The sequence below is a fragment of the Devosia sp. YIM 151766 genome, assembly GCF_030285925.1.
GTDB lineage: Bacteria > Pseudomonadota > Alphaproteobacteria > Rhizobiales > Devosiaceae > Devosia.
This window is the reverse complement of the sequence record NZ_CP127251.1, coordinates 1,292,917-1,306,661: the sequence shown is the minus strand read 5'-3', so window position 1 is coordinate 1,306,661 and position 13,745 is coordinate 1,292,917. Positions and strand designations below refer to the sequence as shown.

The following is a 13,745-nucleotide window of genomic DNA, read 5'->3' as shown; positions in this document are numbered from 1 at the left end:
GAAATTGACGATAATGCGAGCTTATTCATGGGTTTCCCACAGGAGTAGCTTGCTCTGGGCAAAGCCCATAACTACACACCGCCTCGGGCGATTTTTGCCCCGAGGGATAAATATGAAAAAAGCTGTTGCAGCTCTATCGCTTGCCTTGCTGGCAGCAGGAACCATAAGCGCTTCCGCGCTCGATCGACGTGTTGTGATCAACAACACATCATCCTACACGATCATGGAATTTTACGCTTCAAACACCGGGAGCGAATCCTGGGAAGAAGATATTCTCGACAGCGATATCCTGCCTGCTGGTGGCAGCGTCACGATCAACATCGATGACGGCTCGGGCTATTGCAAATATGACTTCCTTGCGGTCTTCGAAGACGGCGACGAAGTAATCTCTGCCGACAACAATGTTTGCGAACTGAGCGAGTTCAATTTCACGAACTAGCGGTAAACAACTGGTAGCCAGACCGCAGGTGCGCTGGCTACCAGCGCCCGTCCCCGCGCTCCAATGCACTTACCTGCTGAGAGAGATTGAGGCGGAAGCTCCCTATTGCGCTTCGGGAGCCTCACGAGCCAGCAGGGGCTTTCGCAACCTGCGCGCATAGGCCCGCCCGCCTCAAATTGAATGGGTGCAGCGCCAAACCAGATTTATTTCGAACCGCCCCAAGGTTTTGTCACATTCAGCCGTCTAACCTTAGCATGCCAACCAAAGGAGAAACGAGCATGAAGAAGATACTCACCGCCGTCGCGCTGGCCAGTGCCCTTTCGCTGAGTGCCTCAGCACCTGCCATGGCAAAAATCAAGGATCACCCTAAGATTCAGGACGGCTCCGCTGGCTACCACCTGGGCTGCGCCATTGGATGGATGCTCGGAATCCAGATGTGTGGCGAACTTTTGATGGAGTAGCCTGGAAACTCGGTGCCGGCCCTGCTTGGGCTGGCATCCTGCGCAGCTTGAAATCAAAAAGGCCCGGTTGCCCGGACCTTGTTCGTTCAGACGATAGTCTGAAAATGGAATAATGCCTTTATGCCGCTGTTCGCTGATTTGGTCAAGCGGCGAGGGGTTCCTTCTTAGTTGTCCCCAATAGCCCGAAGTGGTGAGCCAGCGCGTTCAGCGCCAGGCGCACATCACCAACCATGTGCCAATGCTGCTCATCCCGGCAAACGATATAGTCGAGGGCAGCATAGAGGTTGGCGCCCCGGTTTCTATGCAGCCCTTGTTCAGCCGCTATAGCACCCATGACGCCGCCCTGCCCGTCACGGTTCGGCCCCATGTACGCCTCGATCGCTCTTTTGCACCAACGGGCATAATCCTCGGTTTCCACGCCGCCGCCAGCGCCGCCCGATTGTTTGGTGCCGTCCGGTGCGCTGATCGCCCGCTTGTATTTGTCATAGACGGCCAAAAACTCGACGGCAGCGTCATATTGTGCGTTGCTGATTAGCGCCTTCCTGTCCATCAGGTTCAGCCTGCCTATAAAGGTGGCGGCCTTCTGATCGCGGGCATCTTTCTCGGATAGCCCGAACATCTTCATGCGCAGCAAAATGGCATCCATATTGGCCGGCGCGGCCCCTGCTCTCGAAACTCGACCCGATGGAGTGCGCTTCACCCCGATTTTCCGTTTCCGGCCTGCTCTTGCCATGTCAGTTTCCTTTGCGCTTGCGGATCTCATCGAGGGCCTGCTGCATCACGTCGCGCAGCGCATCGGCCAGGGTGGAGGGTTGTGATAGATCGGCATGGAAGCCTGCGTCGAAAGGATCGCCCGGCTTCTCGATGAGGTGAATGTGCTCGCTCTCCACTGTTGGGGCGCATGACGCATCGCAGCTCACCTGGCACTCTCCCAGCGAATACCACCAGCCGGGCAGCTTGGATTTGAACTCTGCGATTGCCATTTGCAGATCGTCTTGGGGTGCAGTTTGCCAGCCGGCCATGTGTCTCTGTCTCTCTGGTGGTTAGGAGGTGATGCGAAGAAGACCGGTGGGCACGTTGGTGCCGGCGTCGGCGAAGCTGCCGACCGGCAGGTCGCGCCACTCGCCCTCCAGCTCTTTGTGGTCGTAGTGGGCCGTGGCCGGCAGGATCGACACGAGTGTGCCGCCGGGCTTCAAGAATTTCAGCGCATGCCGGACGTGTTTGACGTAGTGACGGCCGTAGAACGGCGGGTTCATCACCACGGCGTCGAATTCGGCCCGCGGCGGGCATTCGAGGAAATTGGCCGTAACGACGCGGTGGCCCTTGGCTTTCGCCTGGGCAGCTCGGCCGGCGTGATATTCGATGCCAAGCGACTGATGGCCGTATTTGGTCGCCATGTCGAGGATTCGACCGTCACCGCATGAAGGCTCAAGAATGCGCAGCGGCTCAACCTGGTGGCGGTATTCGGTGATGTCGTGGACGCGGGCAAACTCCAACGCTGCGGCAATCACCTTGCCCGGAGACCAGTAGAATTGCAGGTCTTTGGCGACGGCGGTGCTGGGCTGGCGCTCGGGGTTTTCGGGGTCCACGTCCGGCAGCACGTCGCCATAGAATTCGGCCAGCCCGCGATTGATGTCGAGCAGCGCAGTCGGGCCGAAATACAGGTGGCCATTGCCGTTATCGTAGCGTTTCAGCCAAACGTCGCGGCCGATGATGGTTTCCGTTTCATCCGAATTGGCGCGCTGGCGCGCTGTATCGCCCTTCGGAACCTCTCGGGTAACGCGCAGCGCTTCACCATCTTCGAGGATCATCGCCAGCTCGTTGTACGTCATGAGCGGCTTTCCCTGATAGGCGGCGAGCGCATTTAGGATGTCGCGCAGCCTGTCCCGGCCGTAACTGCCATGGGGCGATCCATAGCCGGCGACATTGTGCAGGATCACCCGCTTGGGCAGACCCTTGACGCCAATCTTGACCTTGGCGTGGGACTTGTAGGCCGGGTCCAGATCAACAAACGCTTCGGCCAGACCCCGCAGAATGTGCTTGCGTGGGTCGGCATAGTAGTGCGCGAAAGTCGAGCGAACGATTTCGGCGGTGAGCGGCGGCGGATCGGCAAGTGTTCGCTCGAACAGCCGCTTGTCGTTGGCCGACGCGATCATGTCGATGTTCAGGCGGTTGTAGATCGCCTTCCAGCCCGATTTGAGCAGGTTCTTGCGCATGTCGTTGGCGTTGACATAGGACCTGCCGCGCAGCACCGGCTCGGCATAGGTTCCCATGACGCAGCCGGCCATTTCGATGGCGCCGCAGGCCGTCTCGTAGGCCGCTACGGCGGCCTCGGCGCTGGCGACCTTCTCCTCGTATTCTTCGATGAGGTCGAGAACTGTGCGCGGGGTTGCGAGCGCGGTGTTCACTCACCCTCTCCTTTCGCTTTCCTGGGGGACGTGCTCTGAGCAGAAATAGAGCCGCTTGCCGTGCTCATCGGTGATCCCAAATGGCGCATGCTCGAAGCCGCAGACCTCGCATTGCGCAATCATGGCCCGGGGCGTGAACAGAACACCGTCCTTCATGAATTTCGGACCAGACTGGCGCAGGACTGCGGGCATCATCGATACGGCCTCCGAACCGGCTCTGGGATGGGCTGGGGCTCGCGCTGATCTTCCGTCAGCATGGCGATCTGGCGCTGGATGCGTTCGACACGGCGGCGAAGGCCGGGGACTGCTGGGTCGAGATAGGCCAGTTCATCACGAAGGGCATCGAGGCGCTGCTGGACGTTCATGCTGCTGCCCTCGCCTGCTCGATTTCCTCAATACGGAACGTTGCTCGGCCAGACTGGCCAAGCGGAACCTTGCGACCCCGAAGGCGCTCAATGGCGATGAAGTCCGGATGGTCTGGGGTCAGCACCACCAAGCCATCCGTCTGTGGCGGCGCCGGATCCGATTTGAGAGGAACCGTCAGCGCTTCAATCCACGCGCCAGAGCCGATCCACCGGCCCATGCCAGGGCGAAACTCAAGCTGCGCCTTCGGATCGACGCCACGCATCTCGCTGTCCTCGACGTGCCAGCGAGCAAACCGCTTGATCGCGGTCATGCAACGAATGGTTTCCTCATCGCTGAGAGCGGCCCAGGCTTTCTGCGCTGCTGTTCGGTTCGACATCGGACGGTGGGGGAACGCATTCCAAGCCAAATCAAAATCAACCCGCTCGCTCTCGGCGCGCAGCGCATTACCGGTTAGATTACTGGTTCCCTTACTGGTTAGTGTCTCACAGCTCTGAGACACGGAAACCGCCGATTTTGAGACACGGCTTTCGTCATTTTTGAGACACGGATCATCCGAAAAAGCCGTGTCCAATCCAGTTACACCCACATCTACATGTAGTGGCTCAAACCCGTTTTCGAACGCTAGTAGGTAGCGCGTCGGAAGCTGGCGATTTGTCTTAGGGTCGATCTGCTGCTCGCGGCGGATAATGCCGGCATGTTCGAGTTCAGCCAGGATGCGATTGACTGATGCTCGACTGACCTCGGCCGCGCCAGCAAGGTATTCCTGAGTTGGAAAACAGCCCATGGAGGGGTTGTGACAGTCCGCTAGATGCCAGAGGACCACCTTCGCAATCGGCCTTAGCCCACGCTGCTTTACCGCCCAATTGGTTGCGTCGTGACTCATGGATATTCTCCATGAAACGCAGTGGCGCCGAGCCAATCGCGATATTCGGCAACGGTCTTTCGGCCCTTTTGAGAATTGCAGGTGGTGCACGATAGGACCAGGTTTCCAGCGGCACTAGAGCCGCCTCGGCACTTGGGCGTTTGGTGTTCTATCGCGCAGGTCAATTTGCCGTCCGGGAGAACAAAAACCTCTCCAGAAGGAACCCATTCGCGGCTATGCGCCACCTTGCGTCCGCAGTACCAACAGCGGCCGTCCTGCGATTCCCACAACGCATCACGCCGAACGTTAATCCGAAGCGCTGACCATGCGTCCATTACGGGATCGCTCAGGCAATCTGCAGGAAGTGTGCTGTAGCGAGGCCCGCTCACCGCGCGCCCCCCCATTCCAGCATCGTCCTGTTGCCCTTGGAGCTATTACAAGACCGGCAGAGGAATTGGAGGCTGCCGACGCCGACCTGTGGTCTCATAGCCCTGCCGCCTCCATCCGCTCGGCATGCTTGCGGATGCCGTGCATCACCGTTGAATGGTCCCGGCCACCCATCCGCCGGCCAATCTGCGGATAGCTCATCGATGTCTCGTGACGCATCCGGTACATCGCCTCGTGGCGGGCAAGGACATAGGCTCGCGCTCGACGGGTGCTCAACAGGTCCACCATGGCGACCTTGTGCTTTTCGCTCACCTCGCGGAGGATGGCCTTCCCGGATGGCATTGGGATAATCGGCGTCCGGTCATCAGCCTCGTCAATCTGTTCCTGGGTCACCACTATGACGATAGGTGGTTCAAGCTGGGCAGGTGCGACAGCCGCCGCCACAGCTTTTTGCACCGGCGGCGCGGCGCTCTTTACGCTTGCGATATTGTAGTGCGCCTTGATGCCGAGAGCGGCCTTGGCCTTTTTCCCGCGCTCGATAATATCGGCAAGGGTCAGCTTCTCGGGCGCCACTCGCCCGAATACCGGCACACGACGAGCCTGCGCCTTCATCAGATTCATATAAGAGGTTTGGGCCATCTAAAGCGCCTCGCTCTGTCTTGGTGTAAGGCCGAAGGGGGTCATGACTTGCCACCCCAAAGCATATGCGCCTGTGCGTAGGTGCCGGGCCCCCAGACATACCAAGCGTGATCCTCGGTCCCCGTCTCGCCATTCCCAGCCCACGAAATGCGGTCCAGCAACGCAATCTTGGCCATGAAGCGGGAATTGTCCTGGAACAGGTGGCGGCGGGTCTTTCCGAAGTCGAATTTGGCGGTCAGCAGCAGCGCCACCATGCCATCGCAGCGCATAAGCGCCAGTTCGGCAAATCGGACGGCATCGCGATTGCCCTTTCCATACGGCGGGTTGGTGATGACCGCTCCAGGAACAACGCCATTGCCGTTTGTTGAGCCTAGAAAATCCCAGATAAAATCGTGGTCGCGATCATAGGTGACAATATCGCTGGTGAGGACGGTGGCCCCGCTCTCTCGCAGCACATCGGCCATCAAGTGATTGCCGGCTGCCGGTTCCCACACCGAAAGCCCTGCGACTGGGAAATGCCGCAACAGCACCTCCGTCGCCCATGGCTCGGTCTGATAGAGGTCGTTTTCGGCGCGGGCGTAATTGGATGCGGTGACAGTCATCACGCCCCCCGCCCTGACATAACCCGCACACGCATAAGTTCTGCTGTCTTGAACAGAGCATTGCGGGCGTCGGTGATTGTTTCCTTGCCCCAGCGGCGATCACGAAGGTAATCGCGCTTGAATTTGACGCTGGAGGCTTTGACCTTGGGATAGGTGGCGTTCATCACGCCCTCCCCTGCCCGATGCGGTCGAAGGCGTGGATGGTGGTCAGCTGCGCATCAGCAATTGCCTCAAGCTGTTTCGCTTCGGCCAGCAGCGCCGCCTTATGATCCTGCAAATCAGCAATCTGCTGATCGTCCTTGAGGATGCCGGTGCGGACTACGGCGAGCCGGTCCAGAACAGAGCTGCGGTGAGCTTCATGTTCTGCCCGCATATCCGCGGTGCTGATGGGTATCGGCTGGCCGCGTTCGGCCATGGCGTCATCGAGGCGACGAATGTTATCCGTGCTGGTCACTCAGTCCTCCTTAGGTTCAATCTGTTGAGCGTCGGCCCGTAGAAGGTCCGCGCCGGTCAAAAGCAGTTCGGCCTGGTACGCGAGGCGCCAAGCGCGATCCCGCCACCTCATCGCCAACCAGAGCCTCAACGAGCCGGGCAACCTGTGCCTCAAGCTCAGCAATACGTGTCGATAGGGCCGCATCCTCGACATCTCCTTGGTGGACCAGGGCCGAAATCCGCTCGGCCTCGTCCGCACGGATGCGGGCAGCGGGATCGGCCTCGTAAATGGATCTGATGCGGCGCTCGCTCATGCGGAGCATCGAGGCGAGTTTCGCCTTGCGCCACTTGTGGTTCATCGTCGGCCACTTCTGGCCGGCAAATTCGCGCAGGTCGTTTGACAGGACCACCGTCATATCGCGCGGCTCCGTTTTGTCCTGAATTCCCAATTTTTTGTCCTCGCTTGCTGGCATTGTCTGAACCAGCGCGTGAGGAACGAAAGGCGATTTGCATGGACTACGAGGTCAGCGACACATTGCGAGCGAAGCTGATCCGCGAGGGACTGCGCGCGGCCCGACTGCAATCGGATCGCGTGAATGGGGTGGCCGGTGCGGAGGGAGGAGGAGGGGCGCACCGGCCTTTGCCGGGCATAGCCCAACCCGGCAAACTGAAAACGAGCATGAGGAAGGCGACGGGGCGCATGACCAGAAACCGCGCCGCCTTTCTGATGCTCGTCGTTGACAATGATCGATGACGCAGTGGCGCCCAGGCTGGCCCTGGCCAAAGGCCCTGCCCCGTCGCGTCCAATGGTGGAGACCGCGCCCATCACAGCGCCCCCACGATCATCAGGACGTGTGCAGCGATCAGGACAAGAGCCAGCCCATAGACCAGAGGCCAAAGAACGCGGGACGCATCGAGTGAGCCGGGGCGACGGGTCATATCAACCTCACATCAGCGAGGCCGGGACGATAATCGCCCCGGCTATTCGCGGGACGATTTCAGGCGGTGTAGAAGACGGGCGTGTCGGTATCCGCTCGGACCTTTTCGCCAATGCGGCGAAACTGGTCGCGCTCAATCTTGTCGAGGCCCGGAACCACAAGGATGAAGGCCACTGCGCCCTTTTCCATCCGGTAGCGGAGCTTGGCGATCAACTCGACCAGTTCACCGCCCTGGAACACCGAAAGGACGATTTTCACTTCCTGCGGCAACGTCACCCGCCCGCCGGTCGAAGTGCCTTCGGCGTCGATTTCTTCATAGGTGATCTGGACGGTGCCGTTGCGGTCATTACGGCCCGACTTGAACCGGACTTCCCGGTCAATCTTGAGGTCGTTGATGGCCTCCATCAGATCGGCAACGGCGGGCTCGGAAATGGTGTGGACCATATCTTCGAGCAGTTCGGCAAAATCGGTCTGGTTGAGGCCCTTGCCGAAAACAGAGCGCCATTTGGCGTAGTCCAGATCGAACGGGCATTTCAGCGTCACAGTATGGGTGAGCGGCTGAGGAACCGCGCCATCCTCGGATTCACGTGCGCGGCCGTGATAGTCCAGCACGGCAGTGATGTTGTTACCGCTCAGCGAAGCGCGGCAGATCGCGGTCGGGGATTTGAACTGGATGATGTAGTCGATGAAAGACGCGGGCTCGACCACGGTTTCTGCCTGGCTCACACGTGCCGGCAGGACAGGGTTCAGCGGCTGGATCACTTCGGTGCGCAGCCCCTTGCCGACAAACAGCACTTGGCCGCCGTTAGGTGTGGGAAATGCGCCGGACACATGGGCTTCGGCGAGAGCGTCGATTGCGACTTCCACGTCGCCGCGGACATGCGTAGTTTCGTTCATGTCAGGATTTCCTTAGCTTGCGGATTTTTCGGTGCGGCGGCGGTTCAACTCGTCCGCGTCCGCGACGGATGGCATGACGGGCTGACGCGGATCACGGCGGGACAATTCACCGTTGTCCGTGAGGAACATCAGCGTGGTGACGCGCTCGGGCTTGCTCAGCTTGTGGGTCAACTCGGGCAGGATTTGCACGGCGCCGTTCTTGGTCTTGAACTTGACCTTGATGGTGATTTCGCCGGATCGCTCGTAGTCGTCAGCAAGAGCAGTGAGGATTTCTTCGATGGCGTAATCAGCATCGGTGAGCAGTTGCCCACGGTCCGCTTCCGCGATGATGTTCTGCATCGAACTCATCAGATGGTCCTTTCGGTTGGTGGGGACAGGCGGTCAGTCGACCGGCGAGAGCACGCAGCCCTTCGCCGTTGGAAATTTGACAATGCAGTTGAGGCCCTGGCGCTCGGTGCCCGACCACGCTTGGTCTCGGACGATGGTGAGCGACTTCGCGGACCAGTGGAGATACTGGCCGTCCCGGCGCAGATAGAAGCGGCTGGGCTGACTTGGGTTGTGAATGTAGCGCAGGGATGGCTTGCTCATGCGCTTGCCCTCTGGGGAGAGGGGGAGGGACTGGGCGATGGGAAAATATCGGGCCGAAGCTGATGGCGAGACACCGCCCCATCCGTCGCCGTATCCACCGCGATGGCCATTTCGGCGGTGATGTTGCTCGCCTTGAGCAGATACGCGATCTGCTGCTGGGAGCAGCCCATCTTGGCCGCCAGCTTGGCTTGGGAACCGTGGTGCCGAACGGCACGCTCAATGAGTGATCTTAGCTTTGGCATACAAGCAAACTAGTAGATCAGCGCCGCGCCGTCAACTAGAAAACTTGTGTAGATCGTCACAAGCGCACTGGTAGAATGCCCGCATGAGTTCAATAGGCATAAATCTCAAGCGGTTAAGGGCGGCGGCGAAGATGTCCCAGGCGGCGCTCGCCAAGGCGGCCGGGGTGAGTCAGCAATTGATCTCGCAGATCGAGAATGGCGTGAATGAAAGCACGACCGAACTCCCAGCCTTGGCCCGGGCGCTCAAGGTGGGCGTTGACGAGATTGATCCGGATTATGTGCTTTCCGCCGATGACGATGCTCGCGTCCCGCTCAAGGGAAATATTGGTGCTGGCGCCGAGGTTCTGGCAATTGAAGGGGATGGTGACGACACTGCGCCGGCTCCGGCAGACGCTGGGCCGAATACCGTTGCCGTGAGGGTCAAGGGGGACTCTATGTTCCCAGCATACGAACCGGGCACCTTGCTCTACTATTCTCGACTGATGCCGCCGGGCGACATGTTGAACAAACGGGCTGTTGTGCAACTGGCCGATGGCAGAATTTTCGTAAAGATCGTCCAACAAGGATCGACGTCGAACCTGTGGTCCCTTGCCAGCCTCAACCCGTACTTCCCGTTGATGGAGGATCAGGTTGTGGAGTGGGCTGCGCCCATCGACTGGATAAAGCCCAAATGACCAACAAGTCCAAGGCTGCCAGAGAGCCATGAGCGACGATTACAGCAGCGAGCCCGATCCACTGCCCATGGTGGCCGCTGTCACCCTGTCGAGCTCGGCCATTCTGGCCGCCCTGGTGCAATCCCTCCATGACAAGGGCGTCCTTTCCGGGGAGGAAACCGTCGAGATATACGAGACCGCCCTCTTCCTCCTCGAGCAGCAACAAGCGGCCGCAGACGAGATTCCTGTATACGGGCACGTCATGGACATGGCGCGGGAACTGATCGAGCAGCATCTGAGGCCCAGGGATGCTTGAGGCTATAGGGTGGGTGGAGCCAGCAAGCCCGGGGAAAGTGCACTTTCTTGTACGGGGTTAAGACTTCCTGAGATGATGCGGCATCAAGGTGAGTTGACTAGCGCTATAAGACGTGACCTTTACCGCTAGCATCAGGAGTAAGCGGTGAGCCGACCAGCTAGTTTGCCAGATTTTGCAGCGCCCCCTTTGAACGAGATAGTTTTGGGCGTCCAGTTTGATCAGATTCCGGATTACGGCTTGATCAATGCCGGAGAAGTCTGGGAATTATACAAAGATCAATACCCCAAGGCCATCACCCAGCCGCCGTCACCGCCCCAGTTTGAAACGTTCGGCTCACGGCCGGCGCCAAATTTTCAAGTTCAGTTTGGTGATATAACACAGCATCCGAGATTTTGGTTTCTACAGTCGGATGAACATGAATTATTGCAGTTTGAGCCAACGCGCATGTTCCACAACTGGCGTCAGTTGGATGGTGTAGGAGGGGTCTACCCCCGATATGAGTACCTAGCCGAGCGTTTTCATCGCGAGCTTTCGTTGCTCAATCAGTTTGCCCTAGATTTTGGCAAATCGCCTCTGTTGATCACTCAAGCCGAGATCACCTACATCAACCGGCTTTATCTGGGCGACGACGATCGTGATTGGCCATTCTCTGACCTGAACTTTGTCTCGCTGCCCGCTAGCGAGGTAGAGGCTGGAGGCGGAGCCTTTCAAAAAGTGCTCACAGACCAAGATGGGCCAGTAGCCAGGATTTATGTCGAGTTTGGGACAAATTGGGACACAACAGGTCAACCATTTATTGTGTTCTCGCATACAGTGCGTGGGGCCCCACGCAAGCCTGGAATTATTGGTGCCCTTGAATTTCTCGCTTCGGGACGTCAAGTTATAGTGGAATCATTTGCCAACCTAACGACAGAAAAAGCTCATAAAAAATGGCAACGAACCCAATGAATGTGGTCTCTTCGTCGGGTGACACAAATGTCGTGCGGTTTCGCGCGCATTCGGGGAAGACAATTGTCCAACACCCCGACAACTCGTGGACCAAGACCGTGTCAAATCGTATTGATGAGCTGATGCGCCTGTCAAAGGGTTGGGATGGCTATCAGGGCACTCCCGTTCGCTTTGAAACGGGTTTTTTTACCCTCAACATGCTTAGATCCATTTGTCCTGGTGACATGGACGCCCCTCAGATCGTTCCCGGCCCGTCTGGTGATCTTCAGGTAGAATGGCACTATTTGCATACCTCTATTGAATTGCACGTCCGAGGACCGAATCGCGTTGATGCTTGGCGCAGATCTCCAAGCACCGGGCCGGACGGCGAGGAACTAGCGTTGACCAACGACTTTACCCAAGTGGTCGAGTGGATTTCTCAGTTGCATCAGGTGCCGCTTGCCGCTCACGCCGCCGCCGGTTGATGACAATGGCAACGTGGTGCCACACGACCACGATGGCATTGTTGATCAAGACCGATTGATCAGACGCGTTTCACCACAGCATGTGGTCTCCACCGCCTCAGGAAGGCGTTTGTCGACCATGGCATTTCAAGCCGCCTCGCAAAATGGCGGCCTGTCGGTTGATTTGGAGACGCAATTACTTGAGGACGGGGAAGACCCCGTAACATACGTGGCGAAGCCGCCCTTTATCGGCTCGGTAGTGTTCCCTGCTGGAGACGTCAGAGCGCTTGGTTTTAAGGTTGGCTTTAATCCGCTGCCCCCAGACTTGCCACATCACGGAGAAATCTGGGGCGTACAGACCAAAAGCCAAAAGCGAGCGCTACAGCAGCGCGCAACGTGGCACAGGCCATTGGCGGATGTATCGTTGACCTAGCTGCATCATAAACAAGCCCCGGCCATCACCGGGGCTTTTTCTTTGTCCCGATACAAGTCTTGTAGCCCCGCCCTAGCCTGCGGGCTTTTTGCTGTCCCCTACTCCATCTCCGGAACATCACCTTCATAGCCCCGGCCATCACCGGGGCTTTTTCGACCACCAGCAATGCAGGCCAATATGGCTTTGGCCCGAGGGGCGAGAGCCATATCATCCCTACCTTAGCCCCGCTATAGAGCGGGGTTTTTCTTTGACTATGGACTCTCCTTCTCGCCCCAGTAATGTGGATCGAGGGATGGGGGCGGATATGGATTGGGTTGCTGTTGGGTCGTTTGCTGCGGTAGCCAGCGTGCTTATCGCCTTGGCAGGCGTTTACTATTCTCGCGGGGCAACAATTGCCCAGACGAAACCTTCCTATCCTGCCATCGAGACTTTTCCGATCACGCCCATGGCCGGGATTGCGAACTGGTATGGAACCTCATTCATCGTCAGAAATGTCGAGCCGGTCACCTGGCACATAGACCATGCCCGCGTCACAATGCCGGTCGGCACGAAACTGGCAATCTATGGCGACCTGCCAAAAATGCCGAGAGAGAATAACTGGGATGAGCAGCACATCGACGCGACTGGGCTTGGAAGAGTAACTCTGACCAATTCACGCAAGCTGGGCATCGTTTTAGCGCCGGCGGGCCACCACAAGGGCACGGCGATAATGGGTGAGAATGACCGGGTCTCTCAGAGTTTATACCTGTTCATTCCGCCTCGGAGCGAAGCAAGCTCGATCTCCATTGATCTTACCCTGCGCTCAAGCGCCATTCCGGATCGCACGTTTAGCAGGACCGTGACGCACAAAATAATCACCGCCAGCGGCAGCGCGACATAGAATATCTCAACCGAGGTCGGCATCAGCTTTCCCTACCTCCATTATCCTTAGACGACCCGGCCCAGCGCCGGGTTTTTCTTTGCCCGCACCCCGCCCCAGCCCTCCGGGCTGACACCCTCTTATAGCAGGGTGATTCTGGGCGGGCAATTTTCTACTAGTTTTCTTGTTGACAAGCATACTAGTTTGCTAGTAGCTTACCTCCATCACCCCAGGCCAATCGCTCTCCGAGCCGATCTCCTGGGAACACAGATGGAGGATGGAATGGCGAAGCAATTCTGGACCCAAGAGCGCAAGCAGATTGTCGACCTGATCGACGTCACCCGCACGTATGGACTGGATGACGACGCCGTTGCCAATCTTGAGGCGGGCCGCCCTGCTTTCTGGTCCACCTGCGGCAATTCCAACGACTTCGACGGCCTGCTGTTCGCTGCGATCAACCGCTACGCCTCCATTGAAGCAGGCCAGGAAGAATATGCCGGCATTTTTGCCCGTCGCGGCATGGACCCGGCCGACGAAATCCACCTCGACTATCTGATCCCGCTCAACACCGCTGCCGTCACCATGCTGATGCTGGCTTACCAGTCGGTCGGAACATCGCGGACGCCGGAAGAACTGGCGAAGCGCGCCACGTCTCGCGGCTGGCCGTCATTCCCGGCTCGCGGTCGGTTGGCTCCTGTTGAGGCTCCTGCCCTTGTGGCGGCGGAGTAACGGCCATGACCTCCACCCTCATATCCGAACTCACCCTGCTCCGAGAGGCAGCCCGACGTGGCGCTGACAACGGCTCGGAGCAGGAAGTCGTCATCGCGGAAAT

The 13,745-nt window shown here is 58.6% G+C and carries 26 protein-coding genes; 10 read left to right on the top strand and 16 right to left on the bottom strand.

The window, feature by feature from the left end:
- Positions 1-112 precede the first annotated feature (112 nt).
- Together O9Z70_RS06360 and O9Z70_RS06355 are read left to right on the top strand one after the other, a co-directional pair.
- A complete protein-coding gene (locus O9Z70_RS06360; protein WP_286021629.1) occupies positions 113-439 on the top strand; it encodes a hypothetical protein in 327 nt (108 codons plus the stop codon).
- 278 nt (positions 440-717) lie between these two features.
- Positions 718-900 carry a hypothetical protein gene (locus O9Z70_RS06355; RefSeq protein WP_286021628.1) on the top strand — a complete coding sequence of 61 codons (183 nt, stop codon included), beginning with the start codon at positions 718-720 and terminating at the stop codon, positions 898-900.
- 142 nt (positions 901-1,042) lie between these two features.
- Here the strand turns inward: O9Z70_RS06355 and O9Z70_RS06350 are convergent, their stop codons facing one another.
- From O9Z70_RS06350 to O9Z70_RS06300, 12 genes are all read right to left on the bottom strand, one after another.
- Positions 1,043-1,633 (bottom strand): hypothetical protein, encoded by a 591-nt coding sequence (locus O9Z70_RS06350; RefSeq protein WP_286021627.1) that lies wholly within the window; start codon positions 1,631-1,633, stop codon positions 1,043-1,045.
- A gap of 1 nt (position 1,634) precedes the next feature.
- Positions 1,635-1,922, bottom strand: coding sequence for a hypothetical protein (locus O9Z70_RS06345; protein WP_286021626.1), 288 nt, complete (start codon positions 1,920-1,922; stop codon positions 1,635-1,637).
- A gap of 21 nt (positions 1,923-1,943) precedes the next feature.
- The gene (locus O9Z70_RS06340) at positions 1,944-3,308 is read right to left on the bottom strand and encodes a class I SAM-dependent methyltransferase (RefSeq protein WP_286021625.1); all 1,365 of its coding nucleotides are present in this window, start codon (positions 3,306-3,308) and stop codon (positions 1,944-1,946) included.
- Complete coding sequence (locus O9Z70_RS06335) at positions 3,309-3,503, bottom strand: hypothetical protein (protein WP_286021624.1); 195 nt, start codon at positions 3,501-3,503, stop codon at positions 3,309-3,311.
- The gene (locus O9Z70_RS06330) at positions 3,500-3,673 is read right to left on the bottom strand and encodes a hypothetical protein (protein WP_286021623.1); all 174 of its coding nucleotides are present in this window, start codon (positions 3,671-3,673) and stop codon (positions 3,500-3,502) included. The genes O9Z70_RS06335 and O9Z70_RS06330 overlap by 4 nt, the downstream gene beginning before the upstream one ends.
- Positions 3,670-4,557 (bottom strand): helix-turn-helix domain-containing protein, encoded by an 888-nt coding sequence (locus tag O9Z70_RS06325; RefSeq protein ID WP_286021622.1) that lies wholly within the window; start codon positions 4,555-4,557, stop codon positions 3,670-3,672. The genes O9Z70_RS06330 and O9Z70_RS06325 overlap by 4 nt, the downstream gene beginning before the upstream one ends.
- The gene (locus O9Z70_RS16270; RefSeq protein ID WP_353057818.1) at positions 4,554-4,871 is read right to left on the bottom strand and encodes an HNH endonuclease; all 318 of its coding nucleotides are present in this window, start codon (positions 4,869-4,871) and stop codon (positions 4,554-4,556) included. Before O9Z70_RS16270 ends, O9Z70_RS06325 begins: the two co-directional genes overlap by 4 nt.
- A 148-nt stretch (positions 4,872-5,019) precedes the next feature.
- Positions 5,020-5,562, bottom strand: coding sequence for a helix-turn-helix domain-containing protein (locus O9Z70_RS06320; RefSeq protein ID WP_286021621.1), 543 nt, complete (start codon positions 5,560-5,562; stop codon positions 5,020-5,022).
- Positions 5,563-5,603: 41 nt separating this feature from the next.
- A complete protein-coding gene (locus tag O9Z70_RS06315; protein ID WP_286021620.1) occupies positions 5,604-6,164 on the bottom strand; it encodes a hypothetical protein in 561 nt (186 codons plus the stop codon).
- Positions 6,164-6,328, bottom strand: coding sequence for a hypothetical protein (locus O9Z70_RS06310; RefSeq protein WP_286021619.1), 165 nt, complete (start codon positions 6,326-6,328; stop codon positions 6,164-6,166). Before O9Z70_RS06310 ends, O9Z70_RS06315 begins: the two co-directional genes overlap by 1 nt.
- Positions 6,328-6,618: a hypothetical protein gene (locus tag O9Z70_RS06305; protein ID WP_286021618.1), complete on the bottom strand. Its 291-nt coding sequence runs from the start codon at positions 6,616-6,618 to the stop codon at positions 6,328-6,330. The genes O9Z70_RS06310 and O9Z70_RS06305 overlap by 1 nt, the downstream gene beginning before the upstream one ends.
- A 16-nt stretch (positions 6,619-6,634) precedes the next feature.
- Positions 6,635-7,069 carry a hypothetical protein gene (locus O9Z70_RS06300; protein WP_286021617.1) on the bottom strand — a complete coding sequence of 145 codons (435 nt, stop codon included), beginning with the start codon at positions 7,067-7,069 and terminating at the stop codon, positions 6,635-6,637.
- A gap of 38 nt (positions 7,070-7,107) precedes the next feature.
- On the opposite strand from O9Z70_RS06300, the gene O9Z70_RS06295 reads away from it, so the two are divergent.
- Positions 7,108-7,350: a hypothetical protein gene (locus tag O9Z70_RS06295; protein ID WP_286021616.1), complete on the top strand. Its 243-nt coding sequence runs from the start codon at positions 7,108-7,110 to the stop codon at positions 7,348-7,350.
- A 244-nt stretch (positions 7,351-7,594) separates the two neighbouring features.
- On the opposite strand, the gene O9Z70_RS06290 is transcribed toward O9Z70_RS06295, so the two are convergent.
- Genes O9Z70_RS06290 through O9Z70_RS16265 form a run of 4 tightly spaced genes read right to left on the bottom strand, consistent with a single transcriptional unit; the run spans position 7,595 to position 9,189 of the window.
- Positions 7,595-8,431: a DUF2303 family protein gene (locus O9Z70_RS06290; protein ID WP_286021615.1), complete on the bottom strand. Its 837-nt coding sequence runs from the start codon at positions 8,429-8,431 to the stop codon at positions 7,595-7,597.
- Positions 8,432-8,443: 12 nt separating this feature from the next.
- Positions 8,444-8,779: a YfdP family phage-associated protein gene (locus O9Z70_RS06285; protein ID WP_286021614.1), complete on the bottom strand. Its 336-nt coding sequence runs from the start codon at positions 8,777-8,779 to the stop codon at positions 8,444-8,446.
- A 33-nt stretch (positions 8,780-8,812) separates the two neighbouring features.
- Positions 8,813-9,019, bottom strand: a complete 207-nt coding sequence (locus tag O9Z70_RS06280) for a hypothetical protein (RefSeq protein ID WP_286021613.1) — start codon at positions 9,017-9,019, stop codon at positions 8,813-8,815.
- Complete coding sequence (locus O9Z70_RS16265; RefSeq protein WP_353057817.1) at positions 9,016-9,189, bottom strand: YdaS family helix-turn-helix protein; 174 nt, start codon at positions 9,187-9,189, stop codon at positions 9,016-9,018. The genes O9Z70_RS06280 and O9Z70_RS16265 overlap by 4 nt, the downstream gene beginning before the upstream one ends.
- Before the next feature lie 155 nt (positions 9,190-9,344).
- On the opposite strand from O9Z70_RS16265, the gene O9Z70_RS06270 reads away from it, so the two are divergent.
- The 7 genes from O9Z70_RS06270 to O9Z70_RS06240 all read left to right on the top strand — a co-directional run bounded on the left by O9Z70_RS06270 (position 9,345) and on the right by O9Z70_RS06240 (position 13,642).
- Positions 9,345-9,935, top strand: a complete 591-nt coding sequence (locus O9Z70_RS06270) for an XRE family transcriptional regulator (RefSeq protein ID WP_286021611.1) — start codon at positions 9,345-9,347, stop codon at positions 9,933-9,935.
- 28 nt (positions 9,936-9,963) lie between these two features.
- A complete protein-coding gene (locus O9Z70_RS06265; RefSeq protein WP_286021610.1) occupies positions 9,964-10,230 on the top strand; it encodes a hypothetical protein in 267 nt (88 codons plus the stop codon).
- 144 nt (positions 10,231-10,374) lie between these two features.
- Positions 10,375-11,178, top strand: a complete 804-nt coding sequence (locus O9Z70_RS06260) for a TIGR04255 family protein (RefSeq protein ID WP_286021609.1) — start codon at positions 10,375-10,377, stop codon at positions 11,176-11,178.
- A 98-nt stretch (positions 11,179-11,276) separates the two neighbouring features.
- Complete coding sequence (locus O9Z70_RS06255; RefSeq protein WP_286021608.1) at positions 11,277-11,642, top strand: hypothetical protein; 366 nt, start codon at positions 11,277-11,279, stop codon at positions 11,640-11,642.
- Positions 11,617-12,054 (top strand): hypothetical protein, encoded by a 438-nt coding sequence (locus tag O9Z70_RS06250; protein WP_286021607.1) that lies wholly within the window; start codon positions 11,617-11,619, stop codon positions 12,052-12,054. Before O9Z70_RS06255 ends, O9Z70_RS06250 begins: the two co-directional genes overlap by 26 nt.
- A gap of 304 nt (positions 12,055-12,358) precedes the next feature.
- Complete coding sequence (locus O9Z70_RS06245; protein WP_286021606.1) at positions 12,359-12,934, top strand: hypothetical protein; 576 nt, start codon at positions 12,359-12,361, stop codon at positions 12,932-12,934.
- 261 nt (positions 12,935-13,195) lie between these two features.
- The gene (locus tag O9Z70_RS06240) at positions 13,196-13,642 is read left to right on the top strand and encodes a hypothetical protein (RefSeq protein WP_286021605.1); all 447 of its coding nucleotides are present in this window, start codon (positions 13,196-13,198) and stop codon (positions 13,640-13,642) included.
- Positions 13,643-13,745: the final 103 nt, after the last annotated feature.

Coding starts and splice junctions, on each gene's coding strand:
- O9Z70_RS06360 (WP_286021629.1), top strand. CDS start 113: ATGAAAAAAGCTGTTGCAGCTCTATCGCTTGCCTTGCTGGCAGCAGGA.
- O9Z70_RS06355 (WP_286021628.1), top strand. CDS start 718: ATGAAGAAGATACTCACCGCCGTCGCGCTGGCCAGTGCCCTTTCGCTG.
- O9Z70_RS06350 (WP_286021627.1), bottom strand. CDS start 1,633: ATGGCAAGAGCAGGCCGGAAACGGAAAATCGGGGTGAAGCGCACTCCA.
- O9Z70_RS06345 (WP_286021626.1), bottom strand. CDS start 1,922: ATGGCCGGCTGGCAAACTGCACCCCAAGACGATCTGCAAATGGCAATC.
- O9Z70_RS06335 (WP_286021624.1), bottom strand. CDS start 3,503: ATGATGCCCGCAGTCCTGCGCCAGTCTGGTCCGAAATTCATGAAGGAC.
- O9Z70_RS06330 (WP_286021623.1), bottom strand. CDS start 3,673: ATGAACGTCCAGCAGCGCCTCGATGCCCTTCGTGATGAACTGGCCTAT.
- O9Z70_RS06325 (WP_286021622.1), bottom strand. CDS start 4,557: ATGAGTCACGACGCAACCAATTGGGCGGTAAAGCAGCGTGGGCTAAGG.
- O9Z70_RS16270 (WP_353057818.1), bottom strand. CDS start 4,871: ATGGACGCATGGTCAGCGCTTCGGATTAACGTTCGGCGTGATGCGTTG.
- O9Z70_RS06320 (WP_286021621.1), bottom strand. CDS start 5,562: ATGGCCCAAACCTCTTATATGAATCTGATGAAGGCGCAGGCTCGTCGT.
- O9Z70_RS06315 (WP_286021620.1), bottom strand. CDS start 6,164: ATGACTGTCACCGCATCCAATTACGCCCGCGCCGAAAACGACCTCTAT.
- O9Z70_RS06310 (WP_286021619.1), bottom strand. CDS start 6,328: ATGAACGCCACCTATCCCAAGGTCAAAGCCTCCAGCGTCAAATTCAAG.
- O9Z70_RS06300 (WP_286021617.1), bottom strand. CDS start 7,069: ATGCCAGCAAGCGAGGACAAAAAATTGGGAATTCAGGACAAAACGGAG.
- O9Z70_RS06295 (WP_286021616.1), top strand. CDS start 7,108: ATGGACTACGAGGTCAGCGACACATTGCGAGCGAAGCTGATCCGCGAG.
- O9Z70_RS06290 (WP_286021615.1), bottom strand. CDS start 8,431: ATGAACGAAACTACGCATGTCCGCGGCGACGTGGAAGTCGCAATCGAC.
- O9Z70_RS06285 (WP_286021614.1), bottom strand. CDS start 8,779: ATGAGTTCGATGCAGAACATCATCGCGGAAGCGGACCGTGGGCAACTG.
- O9Z70_RS06280 (WP_286021613.1), bottom strand. CDS start 9,019: ATGAGCAAGCCATCCCTGCGCTACATTCACAACCCAAGTCAGCCCAGC.
- O9Z70_RS16265 (WP_353057817.1), bottom strand. CDS start 9,189: ATGGGCTGCTCCCAGCAGCAGATCGCGTATCTGCTCAAGGCGAGCAAC.
- O9Z70_RS06270 (WP_286021611.1), top strand. CDS start 9,345: ATGAGTTCAATAGGCATAAATCTCAAGCGGTTAAGGGCGGCGGCGAAG.
- O9Z70_RS06265 (WP_286021610.1), top strand. CDS start 9,964: ATGAGCGACGATTACAGCAGCGAGCCCGATCCACTGCCCATGGTGGCC.
- O9Z70_RS06245 (WP_286021606.1), top strand. CDS start 12,359: ATGGATTGGGTTGCTGTTGGGTCGTTTGCTGCGGTAGCCAGCGTGCTT.
- O9Z70_RS06240 (WP_286021605.1), top strand. CDS start 13,196: ATGGCGAAGCAATTCTGGACCCAAGAGCGCAAGCAGATTGTCGACCTG.